At 66.0% G+C, this 23,698-nt stretch carries 24 protein-coding genes; 16 read left to right on the top strand and 8 right to left on the bottom strand.

What is annotated here, in order from left to right; translation table 11 throughout:
* The first annotated feature begins 26 nt into the window (after window positions 1-26).
* A complete protein-coding gene (locus ACLQ3I_RS16820; protein WP_425789492.1) occupies window positions 27-530 on the top strand; it encodes a C40 family peptidase in 504 nt (167 codons plus the stop codon).
* On the opposite strand, the gene ACLQ3I_RS16815 is transcribed toward ACLQ3I_RS16820, so the two are convergent.
* Together ACLQ3I_RS16815 and ACLQ3I_RS16810 are read right to left on the bottom strand one after the other, a co-directional pair.
* Complete coding sequence (locus tag ACLQ3I_RS16815) at window positions 505-1,080, bottom strand: hypothetical protein (RefSeq protein ID WP_425803388.1); 576 nt, start codon at window positions 1,078-1,080, stop codon at window positions 505-507. The two genes, ACLQ3I_RS16820 and ACLQ3I_RS16815, sit on opposite strands and share 26 nt — an antisense overlap.
* Window positions 1,077-1,688 (bottom strand): TIGR03086 family metal-binding protein, encoded by a 612-nt coding sequence (locus ACLQ3I_RS16810; RefSeq protein WP_425789496.1) that lies wholly within the window; start codon window positions 1,686-1,688, stop codon window positions 1,077-1,079. The genes ACLQ3I_RS16815 and ACLQ3I_RS16810 overlap by 4 nt, the downstream gene beginning before the upstream one ends.
* A 182-nt stretch (window positions 1,689-1,870) precedes the next feature.
* On the opposite strand from ACLQ3I_RS16810, the gene ACLQ3I_RS16805 reads away from it, so the two are divergent.
* The gene (locus ACLQ3I_RS16805; protein WP_425803386.1) at window positions 1,871-2,671 is read left to right on the top strand and encodes a VOC family protein; all 801 of its coding nucleotides are present in this window, start codon (window positions 1,871-1,873) and stop codon (window positions 2,669-2,671) included.
* A gap of 150 nt (window positions 2,672-2,821) precedes the next feature.
* Window positions 2,822-3,937: a hypothetical protein gene (locus ACLQ3I_RS16800; RefSeq protein WP_425803384.1), complete on the top strand. Its 1,116-nt coding sequence runs from the start codon at window positions 2,822-2,824 to the stop codon at window positions 3,935-3,937.
* On the opposite strand, the gene dmpG is transcribed toward ACLQ3I_RS16800, so the two are convergent.
* The 4 genes from dmpG to ACLQ3I_RS16780 form a co-directional block, all read right to left on the bottom strand.
* Window positions 3,882-4,958 (bottom strand): 4-hydroxy-2-oxovalerate aldolase, encoded by a 1,077-nt coding sequence (gene dmpG / locus ACLQ3I_RS16795; protein WP_425789764.1) that lies wholly within the window; start codon window positions 4,956-4,958, stop codon window positions 3,882-3,884. The genes ACLQ3I_RS16800 and dmpG overlap by 56 nt on opposite strands.
* Window positions 4,955-5,860, bottom strand: a complete 906-nt coding sequence (locus tag ACLQ3I_RS16790) for an acetaldehyde dehydrogenase (acetylating) (protein ID WP_267627413.1) — start codon at window positions 5,858-5,860, stop codon at window positions 4,955-4,957. Before ACLQ3I_RS16790 ends, dmpG begins: the two co-directional genes overlap by 4 nt.
* Before the next feature lie 108 nt (window positions 5,861-5,968).
* Window positions 5,969-6,757, bottom strand: a complete 789-nt coding sequence (locus tag ACLQ3I_RS16785) for a 2-keto-4-pentenoate hydratase (RefSeq protein ID WP_425803382.1) — start codon at window positions 6,755-6,757, stop codon at window positions 5,969-5,971.
* A gap of 143 nt (window positions 6,758-6,900) precedes the next feature.
* A complete protein-coding gene (locus tag ACLQ3I_RS16780) occupies window positions 6,901-7,710 on the bottom strand; it encodes an SDR family NAD(P)-dependent oxidoreductase (protein ID WP_425803379.1) in 810 nt (269 codons plus the stop codon).
* A gap of 190 nt (window positions 7,711-7,900) precedes the next feature.
* On the opposite strand from ACLQ3I_RS16780, the gene ACLQ3I_RS16775 reads away from it, so the two are divergent.
* The 5 genes from ACLQ3I_RS16775 (at window position 7,901) to ACLQ3I_RS16755 (ending at window position 13,238) form a co-directional block, all read left to right on the top strand.
* Window positions 7,901-9,073 carry a Rieske 2Fe-2S domain-containing protein gene (locus ACLQ3I_RS16775; RefSeq protein ID WP_425789770.1) on the top strand — a complete coding sequence of 391 codons (1,173 nt, stop codon included), beginning with the start codon at window positions 7,901-7,903 and terminating at the stop codon, window positions 9,071-9,073.
* A 57-nt stretch (window positions 9,074-9,130) separates the two neighbouring features.
* Complete coding sequence (locus ACLQ3I_RS16770; RefSeq protein WP_425803376.1) at window positions 9,131-10,309, top strand: acyl-CoA dehydrogenase family protein; 1,179 nt, start codon at window positions 9,131-9,133, stop codon at window positions 10,307-10,309.
* A gap of 42 nt (window positions 10,310-10,351) precedes the next feature.
* Window positions 10,352-11,257 carry a biphenyl-2,3-diol 1,2-dioxygenase gene (gene bphC / locus ACLQ3I_RS16765; protein WP_425789774.1) on the top strand — a complete coding sequence of 302 codons (906 nt, stop codon included), beginning with the start codon at window positions 10,352-10,354 and terminating at the stop codon, window positions 11,255-11,257.
* A 191-nt stretch (window positions 11,258-11,448) separates the two neighbouring features.
* Window positions 11,449-12,306, top strand: coding sequence for an IclR family transcriptional regulator (locus tag ACLQ3I_RS16760; protein ID WP_425789775.1), 858 nt, complete (start codon window positions 11,449-11,451; stop codon window positions 12,304-12,306).
* A complete protein-coding gene (locus ACLQ3I_RS16755) occupies window positions 12,303-13,238 on the top strand; it encodes an alpha/beta hydrolase (RefSeq protein WP_425803373.1) in 936 nt (311 codons plus the stop codon). The genes ACLQ3I_RS16760 and ACLQ3I_RS16755 overlap by 4 nt, the downstream gene beginning before the upstream one ends.
* Before the next feature lie 6 nt (window positions 13,239-13,244).
* Here the strand turns inward: ACLQ3I_RS16755 and ACLQ3I_RS16750 are convergent, their stop codons facing one another.
* The gene (locus ACLQ3I_RS16750) at window positions 13,245-13,922 is read right to left on the bottom strand and encodes a PadR family transcriptional regulator (RefSeq protein ID WP_425789779.1); all 678 of its coding nucleotides are present in this window, start codon (window positions 13,920-13,922) and stop codon (window positions 13,245-13,247) included.
* A 125-nt stretch (window positions 13,923-14,047) separates the two neighbouring features.
* Here ACLQ3I_RS16750 and ACLQ3I_RS16745 point away from each other — a divergent pair, with 125 nt between their 5' ends.
* A complete protein-coding gene (locus ACLQ3I_RS16745; protein WP_425789781.1) occupies window positions 14,048-14,563 on the top strand; it encodes a flavin reductase family protein in 516 nt (171 codons plus the stop codon).
* Between the two features lie 61 nt (window positions 14,564-14,624).
* Here the strand turns inward: ACLQ3I_RS16745 and ACLQ3I_RS16740 are convergent, their stop codons facing one another.
* A complete protein-coding gene (locus ACLQ3I_RS16740) occupies window positions 14,625-16,274 on the bottom strand; it encodes a flavin-containing monooxygenase (RefSeq protein WP_425803370.1) in 1,650 nt (549 codons plus the stop codon).
* A 196-nt stretch (window positions 16,275-16,470) separates the two neighbouring features.
* Between ACLQ3I_RS16740 and ACLQ3I_RS16735 the strand changes: the two genes are divergently transcribed.
* The 7 genes from ACLQ3I_RS16735 to ACLQ3I_RS16705 all read left to right on the top strand — a co-directional run bounded on the left by ACLQ3I_RS16735 (window position 16,471) and on the right by ACLQ3I_RS16705 (window position 23,609).
* On the top strand, window positions 16,471-18,057 hold the full coding sequence (locus ACLQ3I_RS16735; protein WP_425803367.1) for an FAD-binding protein: 1,587 nt from the start codon (window positions 16,471-16,473) through the stop codon (window positions 18,055-18,057).
* Entirely contained in the window at window positions 18,044-18,421 is a 378-nt protein-coding gene (locus ACLQ3I_RS16730; RefSeq protein WP_425789787.1) for a nuclear transport factor 2 family protein, read from the top strand. Before ACLQ3I_RS16735 ends, ACLQ3I_RS16730 begins: the two co-directional genes overlap by 14 nt.
* Window positions 18,422-18,432: 11 nt before the next feature.
* Window positions 18,433-20,097: an FAD-dependent oxidoreductase gene (locus tag ACLQ3I_RS16725; protein ID WP_425803364.1), complete on the top strand. Its 1,665-nt coding sequence runs from the start codon at window positions 18,433-18,435 to the stop codon at window positions 20,095-20,097.
* A gap of 149 nt (window positions 20,098-20,246) precedes the next feature.
* Window positions 20,247-20,396, top strand: coding sequence for a hypothetical protein (locus tag ACLQ3I_RS16720; RefSeq protein WP_425803361.1), 150 nt, complete (start codon window positions 20,247-20,249; stop codon window positions 20,394-20,396).
* 4 nt (window positions 20,397-20,400) lie between these two features.
* Entirely contained in the window at window positions 20,401-21,192 is a 792-nt protein-coding gene (locus tag ACLQ3I_RS16715; RefSeq protein WP_425789791.1) for a glucose 1-dehydrogenase, read from the top strand.
* 53 nt (window positions 21,193-21,245) lie between these two features.
* A complete protein-coding gene (locus tag ACLQ3I_RS16710) occupies window positions 21,246-22,103 on the top strand; it encodes an alpha/beta fold hydrolase (RefSeq protein ID WP_425803358.1) in 858 nt (285 codons plus the stop codon).
* Between the two features lie 27 nt (window positions 22,104-22,130).
* On the top strand, window positions 22,131-23,609 hold the full coding sequence (locus ACLQ3I_RS16705; protein ID WP_425803355.1) for an FAD-dependent oxidoreductase: 1,479 nt from the start codon (window positions 22,131-22,133) through the stop codon (window positions 23,607-23,609).
* The last annotated feature ends 89 nt before the right edge of the window (window positions 23,610-23,698 follow it).

Raw genomic sequence — 23,698 nt, 5'->3', positions numbered from 1 at the left:
CGAGCCGGGTCGGTCACTGTATTGGCATGCAGAATCTTCGACGTCGTGTAGCCGGCATCGCGTGTGCGGCCGGTATTGCGATCGGCGCGTCATTCGCGGCGCAGCCCGCGGCCCTCGCGGACACCGGTTCCTCCGGTTCGTCGGGGTCGATGGAGATCTATCTACCGATATCCACACCGGCAGGCGTACAGGCGCTCAACGCGGCCGTGACGCAGATAGGCAAGCCGTATAAGTGGGGTGGGACCGGGCCGAACTCGTGGGACTGCTCCGGCCTCGTCCAGTGGGCCTTCCGCACAGCCGGAATCCAGCTCCCACGGGTCAGCCAGCAGCAGGCACGGGTGGGTCATGCCATTCCGTTCGGGGCCCTGGCGCCGGGCGACATCATGATCTTCTGGCGGGATGCCAGCCACGTGGGCATCTACGCGGGCTTCGGCCAGGTGTTCAACGCGTACGGCCCGAACGGGGTCCCGATCGGGTTCACGCCGCTCGATCGCATGCCCCCGCTCAAGACGATTCGTCGGCTGGGCTAGCGACGTCCGGATCGGGGGTTGGTTCCGTCGCACCGTCGCGTCCGATGATCACCACCGACATCATGAGGCCGAGGATCAGCACACTGACAACCAGCACCCCGACCAGGCCGTACCCGACCGAGATGATCGGTGTATCGGCATCGACGGCATCGGTGACCCGGGACTCGAACAGGTGCTTGCCGGGGTCGGACAACGTCACGACGGCAACGACCAATGCGACGACCGACCCGATCCCCACCACCACGACGGCGGGCCACCGCAACTCCGATCGCCACCAGGCCAGCGCGGCGGCGAGTGCGATCACCACACCGACGATGACCGTGATCAGCCCCGGTCTGCGGGTGAGATCCTCGAGGAATGCCACGTCTTCGGGCGCGGCGCCCGGTACCGAGACCCGGCCGAGCCCGGTCACCGACGGCTTGACCCCCTGATCGGAGACACCCCACGGGACGAGACTGAACGCGACCAGCAGCAGTCCGCCGAGCAACCCGGCAGGCCAGGTCCATCGACGCACGCGGTCAGGCCGTGATGGGTCCGCTCCGTCGGTCATTCCTCCAGGGTGCCATGCGGCCAGAACGGGTCGCGGCCGGTCAGCCCCGCCAACCGATCGACGAGTCGGGCGTCCTCCGGGACCTCGACGACCGGCCCGAACATCCCGTCACGCTCGCTCTGCGGCTGCGGCGGATGATGGAAGTCATAGACGATCTGCAGGATGCCGTCGGGGAGTTCGAGGTCCACACCGATGCTGCGCGCCACATCCCAGCCGTGCAGGACGAGTTCGGAGAGCGCGACGGTGCCCATGATCTCGGCCGGCGCGTCGACCCCGCCCGCCTGCGTCATCCCCTGCCACGCCTCCGGTCGCTGCCAACTCGATGCCAGGTCACGCACTCTCGATGGCAGCATCGTCCGCCAGTCGTCGGGCAAGACGCTCTCCGAGACCTGCGGTGCCGTCGATGTCGACGGGCCGACGTCTTTCCGCGCGGCCGCCGCAAATGCCTCGCTCAGCCCGATCACGTGTGCCAGGAGCGCACCGAGGTCGGTACCGACGCACGGCGTCGGTCGGTGGAGCATGTCGTGGTCGACCTTGGCCGCCAGACCGAGGATCGCGTCGGCCGCGGTGGAGATCTGTCCCGCATAGGTGACATCGGTGGGCTGCATCGGGGGCTCCTCGTTCAGGTCTGACGGTCTCGCTCTGGACTGTCGACGGTCCGTTGAAGGTGTCGACCACGCAGGACGCCCGTTCTCATCGGTGTCCCGGGATTCCGGCATGTCGCCGATGAATTTCGACCACCCTTGAGGTCAGCAGTGGTGAACGATCCAACCCGCGAGAGGACTCGACAATGAGCGACTATTCGGCACCGGTCGGTGCACCGATCTGGTTCGACTTGATGAGCAGTGACCCGGCGAAAGCGGTGGAGTTCTATGGCGCCCTCTTCGGCTGGGATGTCGAGGGCCCTCCGCGTGAGGAGTTCGGCGGCTACCAGAACTTCACCAAGAACGGTAAGCGGGTCGCGGGATTGAGCCCGTACATGGCTGAGGCGGGCGGTCCGGCCAACGTGTGGTCGATGTACCTGCGCACCGATGACCCGGCGGCCACCGGCAAGGCGATCGAGGAGGCCGGGGGAAGTGTCATGTTCCCGCCGATGGATGTCGGCGACGAGGGCACCATGATGGTCGCCACCGACACCGCGGGTGCCGCCATCGGATTCTGGAAGCCGAATCAGCATCACGGTTTCAGCCAGTGGGGCGATCACGGCACGCCGTACTGGTTCGAGTCCCACTCGAAGGAGTACGCGAAGTCGATCGAGTTCTACACGGCAGTCCTCGGTGCGCGCATCGAGGAGGTGGGCACCGGAGGTGACCCGGATGCCGTCGGACCCGATCACTACGGCCAGATGTTCATCGGCGAGAGTTCTTACTCCGGGATCATGGACGCCGCCAAGATCCACCCGGCGGAGGTGCCGTCGTTCTGGCAGGTTTACATCACCGTCGACGACGTCGCGGCGTCCGTGTCGCAGGTCGAGTCGCTCGGCGGCACCGTGCTGATGCCCGGCGAGGTGACGCCGTACGGCACGTTGGCTGCCCTGACCGACCCGATGGGCGCCATCATCTCCCTGGGACACCCGCCGGCCGGGATGTAGCCGTGGCTCCCGCGGGTCTGGTCGGCTCCCGCGGGTCTGGCCGGCTCCCGCGGGTCTGGCCGGCTCCCGCGGGTTGTCGACCACCCGCGGGGACCGAGCACACCCGCGACCCGAGATCCGTGGGCACCGATATCAGGCCTGCTGCGTCATATGAACATGACACCGTTCCCCACCGATCGCCACGGCCTGATCCATCGCGCGACCGTTCTGTCCGCCCACTTCTCGGACGAGGAGTACCGACGCGCACTGCGCACCAAGGAGACGATCTCCATCGGCCGGGGCGTGTGTGTACCCGCGGGCAAGCGGTCGCCCACCGAATGGCACCGACTGAAGGCAATCGCAGCCTCGGTCACGAGCGATGTCACTCCGACACTCAGCCACCAGTCGGCGGCGGTGATCCCCGGGATCGAGATGCTGACGCCGAACCTCCGTCGCATCCACATGACCACCGGCACGCCGAACGGCGGCTACCGCACCACCACTCAACATCGACATGTCGGCAGGTTCGCCCCCGACGAGGTCGTCGAGATCGAGGGTCTCCCAGTGACCTCCCTGGAACGCACCGCGGTCGACATTGCCTGTTCGAGTCCCCTGGGATTTGCCGGGGCGTTGGCTGTTCTCGATTCCGCATTGCGTAAAGGCGCAGATCGCGAGGTGATGGCGCGACTGCTCGGCAGCAGGCGTCGCGGTGCCGCCCACGCCAGGCGGGCGCTGCATCACGCGGATGGGCTGTCGGAGAATCCCGGCGAATCCTGGGGACGCGCCCAGATGATCGAGGCAGGTCTACCGGTCCCCCGACTTCAGCACGAGTTCCATGGCACCGACGGGAAGTTCATCGCACGCACCGACTACGACTGGGCCGGACTGCTGGTCGGCGAGTTCGACGGAAAGGTCAAGTACGAGAAGCTCGTCCGGCCCGGCGAGAGCACCTCCGACGTCGTCATCCGCGAGAAAGCTCGCGAAGACGGGCTCCGTCGACTCGGCATCGTTGTACTGCGCTGGACGTGGAACGACCTTCGGCAGGGACGCGTGGTGGGGATGATACGAGAGTGGTTGACCGCCTGGCCCTCGCGGCCGCCTGACCCCGCACGTCCCCGTGCTCACGCAAGTCCCTCGTGCTCACGCGGGCCGTCCGTGCTCACGCGGGCCGTCGACTACCCGCGTGAGCCGAACTCACCCGCGGGAGAGATGACGACCCGCGTGTCGGTGCTCAAACCCCGGCGTTCGCGTCCTGCTTCTTCTTCAGTTCCAGCGCGATGTCGATGAGCTGATCCTCCTGGCCACCAACCAGTTTGCGGTTGCCGGCCTCGAGCAGGATCTCGGCGGCCGACACGTTGTAGCGCTCCGCATGGCCCTCGGCGTGCTTGAGGAACGAGCTGTAGCAGCCGGCGTAGCCCATCATCATCGCCGAACGATCGACCAGGCACTCCGACGGCATCGCCGGACGCACCACGTCCTGGGCGGCGTCGGCGATCTTCATGAAGTCCACGCCGGTGCTGATCCCCAGTTTGTCGCACACACCCACGAACGCCTCGGTCGGCGTGTTACCCGCACCCGCGCCGAATCGTCGGATCGAGCCGTCGATCTGCTGGGCTCCGGCACGGATCGCGTTGATGGAGTTGGCGACCGCGATGTCGAGGTTCTCGTGGCCGTGGAAGCCGATCTGGGCGTCGTCACCCAATTCCGCGCGCACCGCCTGCACTCGAACGGTGACGTCTTCGAGCACCAACGCGCCCGCCGAGTCGACGACGTAGACGCACTGGCAGCCGGCATCGGCCATGATCCGGGCCTGCTCGGCCAACTTCTCCGGCGGTTGCGAGTGGCTCATCATCAAGAAGCCGACCGTTTCCAGCCCGAGGTCGCGTGCCAAGCCGAAATGCTGGATCGACACGTCGGCCTCGGTGCAATGCGTGGCGATCCGGCAGATCTGCCCGCCGTTGTCCTGCGCGGCCCTGATGTCGTCCTTGGTCCCGAGGCCCGGCAGCATCAGGAACGCGATCTTGGCCTGCTTCGCCGTCTCGGCGGCAGCCTTGATCAGTTGCTGCTCAGGTGTTTTCGAGAATCCGTAGTTGAACGACGACCCGCCCAACCCGTCACCGTGGGTCACCTCGATCACCGGCACACCCGAGGCATCGAGTGCCGCGACGATATCGCGCACCTCCTGCTCGGTGAACTGATGCCGTTTGTGGTGGCTGCCATCACGCAACGACGAGTCGGTGATGCGGATGTCCAGGGTGTCGGAGTACTTGCGTGCGTTCGCCATCAAATCTGTTGCTGCTGCGGTCATGCCGAGACTCCCAACTTCTGCTTCGCGATCTCTTCGCCGACCTTGGTGGCAGCGGCGGTCATGATGTCGAGGTTGCCCGCGTACGGCGGCAGGAAGTCGCCTGCGCCCTCGACCTCGACGAAGATGGAGACCCGCGCGTGCCCACCGTTGAGCACTGACGGCGGATCGAACTGCGGATCCTGGAGCAGCCGATAGCCGGGCACGTACGCCTGGATCTCCTTCTCCCGCTTGTGGATCGACTCGGCGATCGCGTCGGTGTCCGCATCCTCCGGGATCGCACAGAAGATGGTGTCGCGCATGATCATCGGCGGATCGGCCGGGTTCAGGATGATGATCGCCTTGCCGCGGGTCGCCCCGCCGATGGTCTCCACACCCTTAGACGTCGTCGCGGTGAACTCGTCGATGTTCGCGCGCGTACCCGGGCCGGCCGAGACGGACGCGACCGACGCGACGATCTCGGCGTAGGGCACCGGCACCACGGACGACACCGCGTGCACCATCGGGATGGTCGCCTGCCCACCGCAGGTGATCATGTTGGTGTTCGGCGCGTCCAGGTGCTCGCGGAGGTTCGCCGGCGGGACCACCGCCGGACCGACCGCGGCCGGGGTGAGGTCGACCGCGGTGATCCCGGCCGCCTCGTACTTCGGGGCGTATTCGCGATGCACATAGGCCGATGTCGCCTCGAAGATGAAGTCCGGACGTTCCGACGACGACAGGAGTTCGTCGGCGCCACCGCTCATGGTGATCAGGCCGTGGTCGGCGGCCCGCTTCATGCCCTCGGAGTCGGCGTCGATACCGACCATCCACCTCGGTTCGATGACCCCGGATCGTTCCAGCTTGTACATCAGGTCGGTGCCGATGTTGCCCGACCCGATGATCGCTGCGGTCAGCTTGGCTGCCACCTGCGCCTCCTTGCTCGTTCGTACGTGTTGAAGTTCTTGTTGGTCAGTTCTCGTCCATCGGCCCAGTCAGCACCGCCGCCGGCTGAGCTGGCGTCTCCGCCGGCTGAGCTAGTCGAAGTCCAGCGTCACGCTGCCCAGCCCTTCGAACTCGGCGACAAAATGGTCACCCGAGCTGATGTCGATCGCGCGGGTCGCGGTGCCGGGCAGGATCACGTCGCCCTTGCGGAGCCGTACGCCGAAGCCCTCGACCTTGCGGGCGAGCCAGGAGACCGCGTTCAGCGGGTGACCCAACACCGCCGACGAGTTGCCCTTGGCAATCACCTCACCATTACGGTGCAACACCGCGTCGATGTTCCCGGTGTCGATCTCGCTGATCGGGACACGTTGTTCGCCGAGTATCCAGCCGCACGACGACGCATTGTCGGCGATGGTGTCACACAGGGTGATCTTCCAGTCCTTGATGCGTGAGTCGATCAGCTCGATCGACGGCACCACCCATTCGACCGCCTCGATCACGTCCTCGTTGGTGCAGCCCTCGCCCGGAAGGTCCGCGCCGAGGATGAAGCCGACCTCCACCTCGACGCGCGGAAAGCAGAGCTTCTTCGCATCGATCGGCGTCTTCTCGAAGTACTGCATCTCGTCGAGGAGATGGCCGTAATCGGGCTCGTCGACGTTCATCATCTTCTGCATGGCCTCGGAGGCGAGGCCGACCTTGTGACCGGCAACCTTCGCGCCGGCATCGAGCCGCTTGCGGATATTGATCAGCTGGATCTCGTAGGCGTCGACGACATCGAGGTCGGGGTGGGTGTCGGTCGGCCGATCGATCGCGACGGCGGCCTTCTCCGAGTTCCACAGATCGGCCGCGATCTGCTCACGAATTGCCTGGTCGACCGCCACTTCGTCTCCTTCTCCGTTGCCTTCGGCCCGCTCGCCGCCCTCCGGGCGCCACCGAGTGAACGTGTTCTAGTTTAGAACATGTTGCAGATTCGCGACATGCCCCCGCCGCTCCGCCGTCGGTCGAATGACCTCGGTGGATGCGCTCAGGCGTGCGAGCCGCCGTCGACCCGCACCTCGGTACCCGTGATGAACGCCGCGTCTTCGCTGGCGAGCATCGCGACCACACCGGCCACGACCTCCGGCGGAGCGAAGCCACCACCGGCCAGCAGCGGCGTGGGGAACAGCGAGTAGTCGGCATCCTCGGGCAGGCCGGGGCCCGCACTCTGCCCGCTGGCCCCGCTGCCGTCGGTCATCCCCGACGCGATCGATCCGGGCTGTACCGCGTTGAACCGGATACCCGCTTTTCCGTATTCAGAGGCCAGGGCGTGGGTCATCGCCTGGATGCCGCCCTTGCTCGCGGCGTACGCGGCCATGTACGGATGCGCGAAGGCCGCCGACGTCGAGCTGAAGTTCACCACCGCGGGCGACGATCCCTCACGCAGTGCCGGTATGGACTCACGGATCATCAGGAAGGTGCCCGTGAGATTGATCCGGATGACGGTCTCGAACAACTCCACCGACATCTCGTGGCTGTGCGCCGAACGCAGAATTCCCGCGGCGTTGACCAGAACGTCCAGGCCACCAAGCGCCTCGACGGCCGCTGCGACGCCCGCCCGGACCGATGCCTCGTCGGAAACGTCGACGGCAACAGTCGTCAGGGTCGCCGAGGCACCCGCCTTGTCCTTGGTGTCGGCCAGGCCCGCCTCGCTCACATCGGCCGCGACAACCTGCGCCCCTTCCTCGAGCATCCGCAATGTGGTCGCCTGACCGATCCCCGAACCCGCACCGGTGATCAGGACCCGGCGTCCCTCAAAGCGCTGTCCGCTGTATTGCTGTCCGCTGCCTTGCTGCATCGCAGTTCTCCCTCTCTCGGCATTACCCAAAGCGATACCACCAGACGCCGTCGTCGCGGGTTCAATCGGCATCCACTGAGCGGGAAGCCGGAATTCCCGCCCACTGACCGGGAGAGAGCCGTTCGGTCGCGACCGGTTCCGACGACCATCGAACCGTCACACCAGTCCGTCTGGAGAGTTGGAGGTCTCGATGCTGGGTCACACGAATGGTCAATCCCCCTCGGAAACCGAGGAGTTCAGAACGATCGAAGCGGCGGCCGCACCGGCCCGCTTCGCCCGCGGCTGGCATTGCCTCGGGCTGCTCGACACCTTCCAGGACGGTCGGCCTCACCAGGTGAAGGCCTTCGGTACGACGCTGGTGGTCTTTCAGGCCCAGGAGACCGGGAAGCTCCACATCCTCGACGCCTATTGCCGGCACATGGGCGGAAACCTCGCGCTCGGCACCATCAAGGGCGACTCGATCGCCTGCCCGTTCCATGACTGGCGCTGGGGCGGCAACGGACGCTGCACCGACATCCCCTACGCCAAGCGGGTTCCCCCGGTGGCGAAGACCCGCTCGTGGCCGACGCTCGAGCGCAACGGGCAGCTCTTCGTGTGGCACGACCCGCAGGGGAGCAAGCCCACCGACGACGTGACGATCCCCGAGATCGAGGGATTCGGAACATCGGAATGGACCGGTTGGACGTGGAACTCACTCCTCGTCGAGGGATCGCATTGCCGCGAGATCGTCGACAATGTGGTGGACATGGCGCACTTCTTCTACGTGCACTACGCGTTTCCGCGCTACTTCAAGAATGTCTTCGAGGGCCACACCGCCACGCAGTACATGAGATCCACCCCTCGCCAGGACATCGAGGTCGGTACGAACTACGACGATCCGAACTCCACATTGCGTTCCGATGCATCGTACTTCGGTCCCTCGTACATGATCGACTGGCTGTGGAGCGAGGCTCAGGGCATGACCATCGAGACGGTCCTGATCAATTGCCACTATCCGGTCTCATCGAATTCCTTTGTGCTGCAGTACGGCGCGATGGTGAAGAAGCCCGAGGGCATGTCCGACGAGGCGGCGGAGGGGATGGCCGCACAGTTCGCCCAGGGCGTGGAGATGGGCTTCGAGCAGGACATCGAGATCTGGAAGAACAAGGCGCCCATCGACAACCCGCTGCTCTCCGAAGAGGACGGACCGGTGTACCAGCTGCGCCGCTGGTACGAGCAGTTCTATGTCGACGTCGATCAGGTCACCGACGATATGACCAACCGTTTCGAGTTCGAGATCGACACCGAGCGGGCGGTGCAGAGCTGGGAGGCCGAGGTCGCCGAGAACATCGCCAACAGCAACACACTGCAAGCCCACGCCTGACGGCGGTCGGCCACCGACCATTCTGCCGCACACCATCACGAGCACGAGGAAACGAACATGAACGAAGCACTCGAGAACATCACGGCACTGGCGGACGAGATCCGCGGTCAGGCCGAGGAGGCCGAGCGGATCGGCCGGCTGCCCGACGAGACGGCCAAGAAACTCAAGGCCGCCGGACCGATCCGTTTGTTGCAGCCCAAGAAGTACGGCGGCTACGAGGCGCATCCGCGCGAGTTCGCCGAGACCGTGATGGCCGCGGCGGCGCTCGACGGCGCGACCGGGTGGGTCTGCGGCATCGTCGGCGTCCACCCGTGGCAGTTGGCATTCGCGGATCCGAAGGTCCAGGAAGAGGTCTGGGGTACCGACAACGACACCTGGATGGCGTCACCGTATGCACCGACGGGAATCGCCGTCCCGGTCGACGGCGGATACATATTCAACGGCCGCTGGCAATTCAGTTCCGGCACCGATCACTGTGACTGGATCTTCCTCGGTGCGCTGCTCGGCACGGCCGACGGTTCCATCGCCGACCCCCCGACGATGTTGCACATGATCCTGCCCCGCAGCGACTACCAGATCGTCGACGACTCATGGAACGTGGTCGGCCTCAAGGGAACCGGTTCCAAGGACATCATCGTCAAGGATGCCTTCGTCCCCGCGTACCGGGTGATGAACGGCGACGAGGTGATCGACGGCACCGCGCAGCGCGAGTACGGAGTGACCGAGACCCTCTACAAGATGCCGTGGTCCAACATGTTCCCGCTGGGAATCTCGTCGGCGGTCATCGGTATCGCGGAGGGCGCTCTCGCCGCGCACCTCGACTATCAGCGCGAACGGGTCGGCGCCCAGGGGACCGCGATCAAGGATGACCCCTACGTCCTGTTCGCGGTCGGCGAGGCCGCGGCGGACATCAACGCGGCCCGCCAGGAGCTGCTGGCCACCGTCGACACCATGTGGGACATCGTCGATGCCGGCAAGGAGGTGTCGTTCGACCAGAGGGCTGCCGGACGACGGACCCAGGTGCGCGCCGCGTGGCGGGCCGTGATGGCCGTGGATCAGATCTTCGCGCGCTCCGGGGGCAACGCTCTGCGCATGGACAAGCCGCTGCAGCGATTCTGGCGCGACGCGCACGCCGGGCTGAATCACGCTATTCACGTGCCGAGCACGGTCTATCACGCTTCGGCCCTCAGCTCGCTCGGCATCGAGCCGCCCGAGCCGCTGCAGAAGATGATCTGACCGGAATCATCACGGAATAACATGACCGACAAAGGAATCGACATGACAGAGATCAAAGGGCTGGGCTATCTCAAGATCCAGACCACCGACATCGACCGCTGGCGCACCTTCGCGTTCGACGTGTTGGGCTTCGCGCAGGGCAGCGGACCCGACGAGGACGCCCTGTACCTCCGGATGGACGAACGTGCAGCACGCATCGTCGTCGTCCCGGGGGACACCGACGAGGTCGTCGAGATCGGCTGGGAAGTGCGCGACGGCGCCGCACTCACACGAGTCCAGTCCGCGTTGGAGCGGGCCGGCGTTGCTGTGAAGCCGCTGTCCGTCGAAGAGGCCGAAGCCCGTCGCGTCGAAGAGGTTGTCTCGTTCACGGATCCGACCGGGGCCGCCGTGGAGATCTTCCACGGCCCCGTGCTCGACCACAGCCCTGTCGTCACCCCGTTCGGCGCGACCTTCGTCACCGGCGGCCAGGGTCTCGGGCATGTCGTGCTGCCGACCACAGACCCGGTCGGGGCCCTCGACTTCTATACCGATGTCCTCGGGTTCCTGCCCCGCGGAGCGATGCGCCTTCCGGCGCCGCCGGAGTTCGGCCCGATGCGTATCCGGTTCCTCGGCGTCAACGAGCGCCATCACAGCCTCGCGCTCTGCCCTGCACCCCACGGCGGAGCGCCGGGTCTCATCCACGTGATGGTCGAGGTCGACTCCCTCGACGCGGTCGGCCAGGCTCTCGACCGTGTGGTCAAGGACGGCTTCTCCGTCTCGTCCACGCTGGGCCGGCACACCAACGACAAGATGGTGTCCTTCTACGTCCGGGCACCCGGGGGCTGGGACATCGAATTCGGCACCGAGGGCATGAAAGTGGACGAGGCCCACTACACGGCCGAGGAGATCACCGCCGACAGCTACTGGGGCCACGACTGGTCGGGAAGCGAGCCGCTGGCTGCGATGTAACAGCGATCTGCGGTCATGAGACGAACGGGGGCGTTCCACCTGCGGGTGGGACGCCCCCGTTTTCGTCGAGGATGGGCGGGCCCCAGAAAGCATTTATGTGACAGCGGCCACATAGTGTGTTACTAATAGGCATATGCCTATTAGGCATAGTGTGCAGCCCGCACTCCTCACCGCTCCCCCATGGAGGTGTCATGACCCTCGAGATGGAGACATCCACCCCGAATGCCGTACTCGATCGTGTATCCCTCGTCCTCGACGCGTTCGACGGACCAGGCCGACTGACCCTCGCCCAGATCGTGCGTCGTACCGGCCTGCCACGATCGTCAGCCCATCGAATGCTGGAACGTCTGGTCGCGCTGAGGTGGCTACGTCGGCAGGGACGTGACTACGAACTGGGGATCCGGTTGATGGAACTCGGATCGATCGCCGTCCATCAGGATCGTCTGCACGAGGCGGCCCTTCCGTTCCTGCACGAGTTGCACCGGACCACGGGATTCGTCGTCCATCTCGCGATCCTCGACGGACCGGATGTGGTGTACCTGGAGAAGATCGGCGGCACCCTCGCGGCCGCCATCCCGACGCGGGTGGGCGGCCGTCAGCCGGCCCACTGCACCGCGGTCGGCAAAGCGATCCTCGCGCACTCGGACCACCAGGCGGGCAGCCGGGAACCGGGCGAACCGCTGACCCAGAAGACGCGCTACTCCATCTCGACGCGCTCCCGCCTCGAGACCGAACTCGTCAAGATCCGCACCCACGGGATCGCCTACGAGCGCGAAGAGTCGCTCCCCGGCATCGGTTGTGTCGCGGCGCCGATCGGCGACCTCGACGAGGCCGTCGCCGCGGTCTCGGTCTGCGGTCCCGCAGACCGGATGAACTTCGATCACCGGATGGCGGCACCCGTGCGCATGACGGCCTTGGCGATATGGCGCAACCTCGAGGGCGGATCGGGCCGGGTGGTGCCCACCCTGCAGCGCAGGCATCAGCATCTCGGGATGCGTCGGGCGTCGGTCTCCCCGATCAGCGGCGCGCCGACCCGGGTGGCGCGATGATCGACCCGGGAATCGCCGCCATCCTGCCTCGACTGAATGAGGGATTTCCTCGAGTGGAGACGATGTCGGCCCCTGCGGCGCGAGCAGCCATCCGTGCCCGGCTGCAACCTGATCCCGAGCCCATCCCGGTGGCCCGCGTCCATGATCGGACGGTCCCCGGGCCGGACGGCGAGATCCCGATCCGGATCTACTGGCCCGTGGACCAGGACACCACCCACACCGCACGGCCTCTGATCGTGTTCGCCCACGGTGGCGGATTCGTGTTCTGCGACCTCGACAGCCATGACGACCTCTGTCGTTCGATGGCGAACGGGACCGGCGCTGTCGTGGTGTCCGTCGACTATCGTCGCGCTCCCGAACACCCGTGGCCCGCGGCTGCCCATGATGTCCATGCGGTCACGATCTGGGCGTCCGACGAAGCGACCGAACTGGGCGCAGATCCGGAGCGCGTGATCGTGGCCGGCGACAGCGCAGGCGGAAATCTCGCGGCCGTCGCGTCGCTCCTGGCCCGCGAGGCAGGCGGACCGCCGATTCGCGCTCAGGCCTTGATCTACCCAGTGGTGGCCGCGGACTTCACCAGCGACTCATATGTCCGCTTCGCGGAGGGCCACTACAACACGGCGGCCGCGATGAAATGGTATTGGGATCAGTACGTTCCGGAACCAGAGGACCGCACACACCCCCATGCCTCTCCCATTCGCGCGGACCTCGTCGGCCTGCCCCCGACCCTCGTGATCACCGCCGTGCATGACCCGCTGTGGTCGGAAGGTGCCGACCTCGCGCGTGCGCTCGCTGCGGCCGGGGTCCAGACCGTCCACCACGACCATGCAGGCGCCATCCACGGATTCATGACGATGCCCGTCCTCGACCTGTGTGAAGCCGCACGCAAGCAGGCATGGACCGACCTTCGCGCGCTGGCGGATCAGGACTGAGATCGATCAGTCGTCGTGTTCGGTCGCCTGGACCTGCTTCTCGACCTCACGCCAATGTCCCGGTCGTGGGCGGGGGAAGCTCTCGCCATGCTTGCCTGCGGTGAAAATCTCTTCGGCGGCATCGATCTCGTCGATCAGCTCCAGCGCCAGTTCACGCTCGTTGGCGTAATAGCGCTCGGCCCAACGCATCGCGATCCGCGCGTATGCCCATGCCGGTTCCGCCTCGGCTGCCGCGGCATCGACGGCGACCCTGTGCTGCAACGCCTCAACTCGCTCAACATGCTCGCGGAGCATCGCCTTGACCGTCTCCGGCGTACTGAGGTGCCCGAAAGCGGTCCGCAACAACACGCCGTGCTTGAGCATAGGAGGATCGACCGGTGCATCGAGCGCCCAGATGCGGACCGCCCGCCGGCCGGCATCCGTGATCTTGTAGACCCTTCGATTGCGGCCACCATCGCCGGTGGCCATCCGCGAGGTGGCGTAACCGTGGTTCTCGATCCGCTTCAGCTCCGAATAGACTTGGCTGAACGACGGACTCCAGTAATAGTGGCGAAGGCTCCAGTCCGCCCACTTCTTGATGTCGTACCCGGAGACCTCTTCCTCGTAGGCGAGCATGCAGAGGACAGCCCATGAGGTCGGAGGAAGATTGGGCAGATCCTCGAAGCGAACTTTTTCCGAGGTCACGGCCAAATGCTACCAACAGGTTGGCCCGAAGCTCGCGGCGTGGCCGCGCACTCAGCGGGACAGCCCGTTGATTCGTCGATGCAATGGGCTGATTCTGTTGTAATACGGCAACTTTCGGAGGAATCATGAGTTACGACAGGGTGTTGACCAGGCAGCTCGATATCGATGAGGGCAGCCTTCGGCGGGTGTGGGGCAACTTTGCGACCGGTGTGGCGGTGATCACCGCCCACGACGGGATGGAACCGATCGGCTTCACCTGCCAATCCGTCGTGTCCGTCTCGCTGACACCACCCTTGATGTCGTTCTGCCCGGCGGCGACATCCACCTCGTGGCCGCGGATACGCCAAGTCGGCGAGTTCTGCATCAACATCCTCGCCGACGATCAGCACGAGATGTGCCGGCAGTTCGCCCGAACCGGAACAGAAAAGTTCCGCGACATCGGCTGGCAGCCCAGCCCAGCCGGCGCTCCCGTCCTCGACGACGCGCTCGCCCATATCGACGCCCGTCTGGACTCCGAACACGACGCCGGCGACCACACCATCGTCGTCGCGCAAATCACCGGGTTGTCGGCGCAGGAGGCCAAGGGCCCGTTGCTCTTCTTCCGCGGCGGCTTCGGCACCTTCGGCGACCTCTCCGGGTGATGCACGGCCGGGCGCTCCCCGTCCGTGGTCGAACGGGGAGCGCGTGGAACCGGCCACGGCGTCAGGGCCGGTTCGGGACGGACTCGTCGCGAATCACGTCGAAGCCGCGATACCCGTCCGCCGCCACCTCCTCGATGATGTCGCGATACACGCCGAACCCACCGACGAACGGCATGAACACCCTGGGTTTTCCCGGGATGTTCGCACCCAGGTACCAGGAGTTCGCCTCGGGCATCAATGTTCGAGCAGCTCGTTCCGAGCATTCCCGGACCCAGCTGTCGACGGCGTCGGGCCGGGCCTCGATGGCCTCCGCCCCGACGGCGTCGAGGGCCGTGAGTGCGTCGGCCACCCAATCCACGTGAAGTTCGGAGTGCAGCACCATGTTCGCCAGGACCGAGGGACTGCCGGGACCGGTCAGGTTGAAGAGGTTGGGGAATCCGGCGACCCCCAGACCGAGGTAGGTCCGTGGTCCTTCGCTCCAGGCCTGCTTGAGCGTCTCACCCCCACGCCCGACGATGTTGATCCGTTCCACCGAGCCGGTCATGGCGTCGAATCCGGTGGCCAGTACCAGCGAGTCGAGACTGATGGTACGACCACCGACGCTGATTCCGTCGGGCGTGATCCGATCGATCGGCGTCGATCGCAGGTCGACGATCTGCACGTTCGATCGATTGAATGTCTGGAAGTAGTTGTCGTCGGTGCAGATCCGCTTGGCACCGATCGGATGGTCACGCGGGATCAGGACCTCGGCCACCGCCGGGTCGTCGATCACGGAGCGGATCTCCTGCTCCCAGAACTCCCGGGCAGTGCGGTTCGCCTCGAGATCGGTCAGCTGGTCGGGGAACGTCTTGCTGAACAGGACTCCGCCCAGAAGCCAACGCTTTTCGTATGCCTCATGGCGTTCATCGTCGGACACGTCCAGCGCCGACCTCGGGTGCGGCTGATGCGGTGAGCCCCCACCGCTCTCCATCGATTGGCGACGACGCTCCGCGTAACCGGCCTTGTGGGCCGCCCGCGTCGCATCGTCGAGCGGCACGTTTCCGGCCGGGATGCTGTAATTCGGAGTCCGCTGGAAGACGTGGAGCTCTGCCGCGGTCTCGGCGATGCGCGGAATGGCCTGTATGCCCGATGATCCCGTCCCGATCACCCCAACACGTCGCCCGGCGAAATCGACGCCGCCGTGCGGCCACGACGATGTGTGGTGGATATCGCCGGCGAATGACGTCAGGCCGGGGATCTGCGGGATGTTCGCACTCGACAGCGGCCCGAGCGCGAGCACGCAGAACCTGGCCGATACCTCCTCACCGGCATCGGTGCGCACCAGCCAGCGAAGTGTCGACTCGTCGAGCGTCACGTCGACCACCCGGGTGTTCAATGCGATGTCGCGCCGGAGGTCGAATCTGTCCGCCACATGGTTGAGATAGCGCAGGATCTCGGGCTGCGTCGCGTACTTCTCGCTCCAGTCCCACTCCTGCTGAAGCTGGTCGTCGAAAGAGTATGAGTAGTCAACGCTCTCGACGTCACAACGCGCGCCGGGATAGCGGTTCCAGTACCAGACGCCGCCCACGCCACCGCCCGCCTCGTAGACTTGGACGGACTGACCGTCACGTCGAAACCGCTGTAGCGCATACAGTCCCGCGATTCCCGCACCGACCACAACGACGTCGACGGTACGCACATGTGTGGCGGCTTCTGAGTTGGTGGTGTCCACGTCAATTCGCCTTCCGATCGGTACGTTTCACTGACCGTCGACGCTAGGATCGCGAGACCGCCGAATGCCAGTGATCCTCCCGCTGATCGGCACACTCGGCCACGGTCAGATCACCCTCCCGATCATCGGGACAACGCACCTCCGCCCCTCACCCTGCTCACCTACCGTCGGTACTGGTTCACGGAAGGGGAACAGGATGCACTGGGACGACGAAGTAGATGTGCTCGTCGCGGGATCGGGCGGCGGACTCGCCGGCGCCTACACCGCGGCACGCGAAGGACTGCGGGTGGCCGTGGTCGAGGCGACCGACAAGTTCGGGGGTACCACCGCGTACTCCGGCGGCGGCGGGATGTGGTTTCCGTGTAACCCGGCCTTGCGTCGAGCGGGCACCGACGACACCCTCGACGCGGCGCTCGAGTACTTCCACGCCGTGGTCGGCGAGCGCACTCCGGCCGATCTCCAGCAGACCTACATCCGTCGCGGATCCGACGTGATCGAGTATCTGGAGAGCGATCCCGCGTTTGCCTTCGAGATGTTCCCCTGGCCCGACTATTTCGGGAAGGCACCTGGCGCACGGCTCGACGGTCAGCGCCACATCACTCCCGTACCTTTGCCCGCGTCGGAACTCGGCGACCTACGTGACTCGTTGCGCGGCCCGCTCGACACCGATCGGCTTGGTGCGCCACCGCCGGACCTGCTCATCGGCGGACAAGCGCTCATCGGACGATTTCTCAAGGCCATCAGCCGCTTCCCCAATGCGTCACTACACCTCGATTCGCCTCTGGTCGACCTCGTCGTCGAGGACGGTTCGGTGGTCGGGGCGATCGTCGAACACGACGGGACGCGCCGTGCGATCCGGACCTTCCGTGGCGTGCTGCTGGCCGCCGGTGGCTTCGAGCAGAACGACGAGATGCGCGATCGGTTCGGGGTTCCCGGCTCGGCGCGCGACACGATGGGACCGTGGGGAAATCTCGGCCGCGCACATCAGGCCGCGATCACCGCCGGCGCAGACCTCGACCTCATGGATCAGGCATGGTGGTCGCCCGGAATGACCCATCCGGACGGGCGCTCGGCGTTTGCCCTGTGGTTCACCGGTGGCATCTTCGTGAACCAGGAAGGGCAGCGATTCGTCAACGAGTCCGCACCGTATGACCGATTGGGCCGCGAGGCCATCCAGGCCATCGAACAGGAAACACTGGCCCTGCCGTTCTGGATGGTCTACGACGACAAGGAAGGTGTGGTCCCGCCGGTCAAGGCATCCAACGTGTCCATGGTGGACACCGAGGATTACGAGTCCGCGGGACTGTGGCACTCCGCCGACACGCTGGAGGATCTCGCCGCCCGGATCGGTGTCGACCCGACCGGACTCGTAGCGACCATCGAGCGCTTCAACAAGTTCGTGGCCGACGGCGTCGATCCGGACTTCGGCCGTGGCGACGAGGCGTATGACCGAGCGTTCTCCGGCGGCGAGCCGCCGATGGTCCCGATCGACCAGCCGCCCTATCACGCTGCAGCCTTTGGCATCTCCGACCTCGGAACCAAGGGCGGAGTGCACACCGACAGTGCCGGGGCCGCTCTCGACAAGACGGGCCGACGAATCGATGGCCTCTACGCCGCGGGCAACACGATGGCCGCGGTGAGTGGGACCACCTACCCGGGCGGCGGCAACCCTATCGGCGCCTCGGTCCTGTTCAGCCACCTCGCCGTCCTCGACATGCTCTCCCGTACCGGAGAACCCGGCCCCGACACCACGATCTCGAGGAGTTCCGATGAATCCGAATGACCTGATCCGCTCCCGAGTCCTGCAATATCTGTCGGCGATCGGGTCCGGAACGGCCGCGGACATCGCCGCCCTGTACGCCGACGGCGCCACCGTCGAGGACCCCGTCGGTTCCGACATCCGAACCGGCCGAACGGCGATCGAGGAATTCTACGGCCCGCTCAGCGGCGCCGACTGCGACGCCGAACTCCTCACCCTGCGCGTGTCCGGCCACACCGCAGCATTTCACTTCCGCGTCACCACACGAACCCCCGACCAGGTCATCGTCGTCGAACCCATTGACATCATGACGTTCGACGACGATGCCCAGATCACCAGCATGCGTGCGGTCTGGGCACCCGACGACCTGACCATCAAGAACCGATAGAGAGACCGGACATGACCACAGATGAACTGCAGTGGGATCGCGACGTCGACTTCGTCGTGGTCGGGAGCGGGGCGGGCGGGCTCACCGGTGCGTTGGCCGCTGCCGCGGAAGGACTCGATACGCTCATCATCGAGAAGGCCTCGGTCTTCGGCGGTAGCACGGCGCTGTCGGGCGGCGGGGTATGGATTCCGAACAACGCCACCCTTCGCCGCGAAGGGATCGTCGACTCACGCGAGAATGTGCGCGCCTATCTCGACGCCGTCGTCGGCGACCGAGTTCCCTCCGCCAACGTCGACGCCTTCATCGACGAGGGACCGCGGATGGTCGAGTTCCTGGAGAAGACCAGTCCGCACATGCGTTTCCAGTGGTGTCCGGGCTACTCCGACTACCATCCGGAGCGGCCCGGCGGCCGTCCGGAAGGCCGGTCGATCGAGCCGCTGCCGGTCGATCTCAAGCAACTCGGCGAGGACGAGAACCGGTTGCGCCCGGCCGCACTGGCCACGCCTCCCGGTCTGTTCATCACATCCAAGGACTTCGTCGCCCTCAACATGGTGATGCGCACCTGGAAGGGCAGGCGGACCGCGTTGATGACGGGCCTGCGGGCAGTCAAAGCGGTTGTCCTGCGGCGCCATATGGACACGCTCGGCCGAGCACTCGTCGCCCGGCTCCGACTGGCGTTGAACGACGCGGGCGTGCCACTGCTCCTCGACACGCCCTTGGAGTCACTCATCACCGACGCGTCCGGTGCGGTGATCGGCGTCGTCGCCGATCACCGTGGCGAACAGATCCGCATCCGGGCCCGGGCCGGAGTGTTGCTGGCGACCGGAGGGTTCGAACACAACGACGAGATGCGCAAACGCCATCTCCCGTCCGGCGGGCAGGACGACTACAGCGCGGCGTCGAAGGACAACACGGGAGACGGAATAGTCGCCGGCGCCGACGTCGGTGCCGCGGTGGATCTCATGGACGACGCCTGGTGGATGCCGTCCTTCCAGCGTCCAGACGGCATCAACCAGGTGCTGGTGTCCGAGCGATCGATTCCGCGTTCGATCATCGTCGATCAAAGCGGCCACCGGTTCACCAACGAGGCGGCGCCCTATGTGACCTTCGTGCACGCCCAACTGGCAGGCGGTCACGAACCGGCCTGGTTCATCTTCGATCGCACCGCGAAGAACCGGTATCCGATCGGCGGCATCATGCCCGGACAGTCGTTCCCTGCGGACTGGTCACAGAACGGTCTCCTGGTGAAGGCGAGCACCCTCGGGGAGCTCGCCGCCGCCATCGACGTCGACCCTGCCGCATTGACCGGAACCGTGGAGCGCTACAACGGTTTCGCGCGCGGCGGCAAGGATCTCGATCACGGTCGCGGCGACAGTGCATACGACAACTACTACGGCGACCCGAGTCTCGATCAGCCAACGCTCGACGTTCTCGATCGCGGCCCGTTCTATGCGCTCCGCATGCGTGCCGGTGACCTCGGCACCAAGGGTGGTCTCGTGTACAACGCCGACGCACAGGTCCTGCGCAACGACGGAACCGTCATCGACGGTCTCTTCGCGACCGGCAACACGTCGGCCTCGGTGATGGGCAACGACTACGCGGGCGCCGGTGCGACCATCGGTCCCGCCATGGTCTTCGGCTACGTCGCGGCACGCCGCGCCGCTGCCGACCGCTGAGGCCTCCGATGCAAGAGTTGACCTGCGGTACTTGCCGAACCACCGTCCTCGCAGAGAAATTCAGTCCGAGCCATACCAGCATTCAATGGCTCGAGGATGCCGCCCACGCGTGCCCCGAATTCGCTCGCATCATCGCGGCCGGCGAGAACGTGAGCGCCATCCCGACCTGTCCCGCACTCCGCGAAACCATCGAAGAGGCCGCCCGCAACGGGCGGTTGGCGACCGACAGCATTCGGGTCGAGCCGACCCGCGGACTGCCCCACCGATTGCGCCGCGATCAGAACACCCCAGGAGATTGAGATCATGAGCACTCCAGTAACACCATCGGACACAGCACAATTGGCCGGCAAGGTGATCGTCGTCAGCGGCGGCGCGCGCGGCCTCGGCTCGGCGTTCGCGCATCGCATCGTCGCGCGCGGCGGCAAGGTGGTGATCGGCGACATCCTCGACGACGTGGGCAAGCAGACCGCCGAGGATCTCGGTGACGCCGCACGCTACGTCCGTCTCGACGTCACCGATCCCGACCAGTGGGCGGAAGCCGTCGCACACGCACAAGCCGAATTCGGCTCCCTCACAGGGATCGTCAACAACGCCGGGATCTCGACGGGAGCATTCGTCGAGCAGGACACGCTCGAGAACTTCCGACAGGTCCTCGAGATCAACCTCGTCGGCGTGTTCAACGGCATCCGCGCCGCCATCGCACCTCTGCGAGCGGCGGGCGGCGGATCGATCGTCAACATCTCTTCTGCAGCCGGTCTCACCGGATTGCCACTCACCAGCGGCTACGGTGCATCGAAATGGGGCGTCCGCGGACTGACCAAGATCACCGCGGTAGAACTCGCCACGGATCGCATCCGCGTCAACTCGGTCCACCCCGGAATGACCTACACGCCGATGACATCGTCGATCGGTATCGAGACCGGCGATGGCAAATATCCCAACACGCCGATTGGTCGGGTGGGGCTCCCGGACGAGATCGCCGGCGCCGTCAGCTTCCTCCTGTCCGACGATGCCGCATACATGACCGGTGCCGAGCTCGCCGTGGACGGCGGATGGACCGCGGGCCCCACCGTCGCCTACGCGATGGGACAGTGATCATGACCGTGACAAATCCCGCTGCGACGAATCCCGCTGTGACGATCCCCGGGGTGACGACACGCGAGATCGCCACCTCCCGTGGCGTACTCCGCTACCACGAGGCCGGCGACGGACCGGTCCTGCTGCTTCTGCACGGCTCAGGTCCCGGCGTTACCGGGCTCCGCAACTTCAGCGGAAATCTATCGTTCTTCGCGGAGCATTTCCGTTGCCTCGTCCTGGAATTCCCAGGTTTCGGCGTCAGCGACGACTTCGGCGGCCATCCGATGGTCACCGCGCTGGCCGCGGTCGAGGAGTTCGTCGACGCGCTGGATCTGACGGATGTCGCGATCATCGGCAACTCGATGGGCGGTGGCGTCGCCCTGAGTTACGCGGCCGCCCACCCGGACAAGGTCCGGAGCCTCGTCACGATCGGCGGGATCGGCAAGAACCTCTTCAGCCCGGGACCCAGTGAAGGAATCCGGCTCCTGCAAGAATTCACCGACGACCCGAACCGCGAGCGACTCGTGCGCTGGCTGCACTCGATGGTCTACGACCCCGCCTTGATCACCGACGACCTCATCGAGGAACGCTGGGCGCAGGCCACCGAGCCCGGCACGCTCGAGAGCGCGCGACGGATGTACGGGTCAACGGCATTCGCCGCGATGATCGCGGCGATGGAGAACTCGGACACTCCCCCGCCCTGGGCGACGATGCACAAGGTCACTGCACCGACCCTGCTGACCTGGGGCCGCGATGACCGCGTCAGCCCGTTGGACATGTCACTCATCCCGATGCGGACGATCCCGAACGCCGAGCTGCACGTGTTCCCGCAGTGCGGGCACTGGGCGATGATCGAGCAGAAGTCGGCTTTCGAGAGTGCGGTGTCGGCGTTTCTGCGGCGGGAGCCCGCCGTCGGCGGCACCCGATAGCGACAGTCACCCCACAGGAGGCCAGGCATGACCAGCACGCCCAGATCCGTCCGACCGCTCGCAGCGTCCGAGGTCGACGAGTTCACCTACCAAACCGACGTGCTGGTGATCGGATTCGGCTGTGCCGGAGCGGCTGCCGCTCTCGAGGCGGACGCTGCCGGCGCCGACACGATCCTTCTCGAGCGGCAGAGCGGTGGCGGTGGATCGGCCGCGTTGTCCGGCGGCGAGATCTATCTGGGCGGCGGCACAGGAATCCAGCAGGCGTGCGGATTCACGGATACGCCTGCGGAGATGGAGAAGTTCCTGCTCGCCGCCCTCGGCCCGGACGCCGACGCCGACAAGGTCCGACGCTACTGCCACGGGAGCGTCGAGCACTTCGAATGGCTGGTCGCACAGGGCGTTCCGTTCAAGCCGTCGCTGTGGGACTCGCCGACCTGGGTCCCGCCGACCGACGACGGCCTGATGTGGATGGGAGAGAACGCCCATCCCTTCTGCGATGTCGCGACTCCTGTACCCCGCGGCCACCGGGTCACGTCCGACGGCTTCGGTGGCAAGGTTCTGATGGCCGTGCTCGGTGACGCGATCGCGGAATCGGATGTTGCCGTCCACACCGATACCGCGGTCCACCGGCTCGTCGTCGAGAACAACCGCGTCGTCGGCGTATCCGCGCGCCATTTCGGCGAGACCGTCACCTACCGGGCGCGGGGCGGGGTCGTGATCACCACCGGCGGCTTCGCCGACAACGCCGAGATGGTCGCCCAGCACGCTCCCCAGCTGGTCGGCCTGGGCGTGAACAGCGACGGCGGCGACGACGGTCGCGGTATCCGGATGGCACAAGCGGCCGGTGCCGCGATCCGGCACATGTCGGCCGGCCAGGTCGGCATCTCGCTGATCCCCGGGATGATGGTCCGCGGGATGATCGTGAACGACCTGGGCCAGCGCTTCATCAACGAGGATGTGTACCCCGGCCTCGTCGGTCAGGCCGCTCTGTTCAAGCACGGATTGCGAGTCTGGGTGATTCTCGACGAGAAGGGGTACGAGGAGGTCCCGGAGGACGAGAGATGGGGCGTGGTACCTCATTTCGTCGCCGAGTCCGTCTCGGAGCTCGAACGCGAGATCGGCATGCCCGACGGGGCCCTGCAGAGCACTGTGACCGAATACAACCGGTATGCCGGCGAGGGCATCGATCCCTACTTCCACAAGTCCGCCCGGTGGTTGCGGCCATTGCAGGCTCCATTCGCCGCCATCGACGTCCGCAAGGGCATCGCCCCACCGGAATACGGTGCCGCCGGTGGCGGCGGAGCAGAGGTCTTCACCCTCGGTGGCGTGTGCACCACGGTCGACGGGGCGGTCCTGGATCTCGACGGAGAGGCGATACCAGGGCTCTTCGCGGCCGGGCGCGCGACGTCGGGCCTGCACTCCTGGGGCTACATCAGTGGCACCTCGCTCGGCGACGGCACCTTCTTCGGCCGACGCGCCGGCGCCGCTGCGGCCGAAAGGCGTTGACAACGCCACACTCCTGGGACACGTGCCAAGACTCGTCACCCAACTGAGCTCGCCGTCCCCGCTGAGTCCGCCGTCCCCGCCAAGCTCGC

The organism is Gordonia sp. DT101 (genome assembly GCF_049844895.1).
Classification (GTDB): Bacteria; Actinomycetota; Actinomycetes; order Mycobacteriales; family Mycobacteriaceae; genus Gordonia.
This window is presented reverse-complemented; position numbering and strand designations above follow the sequence as displayed.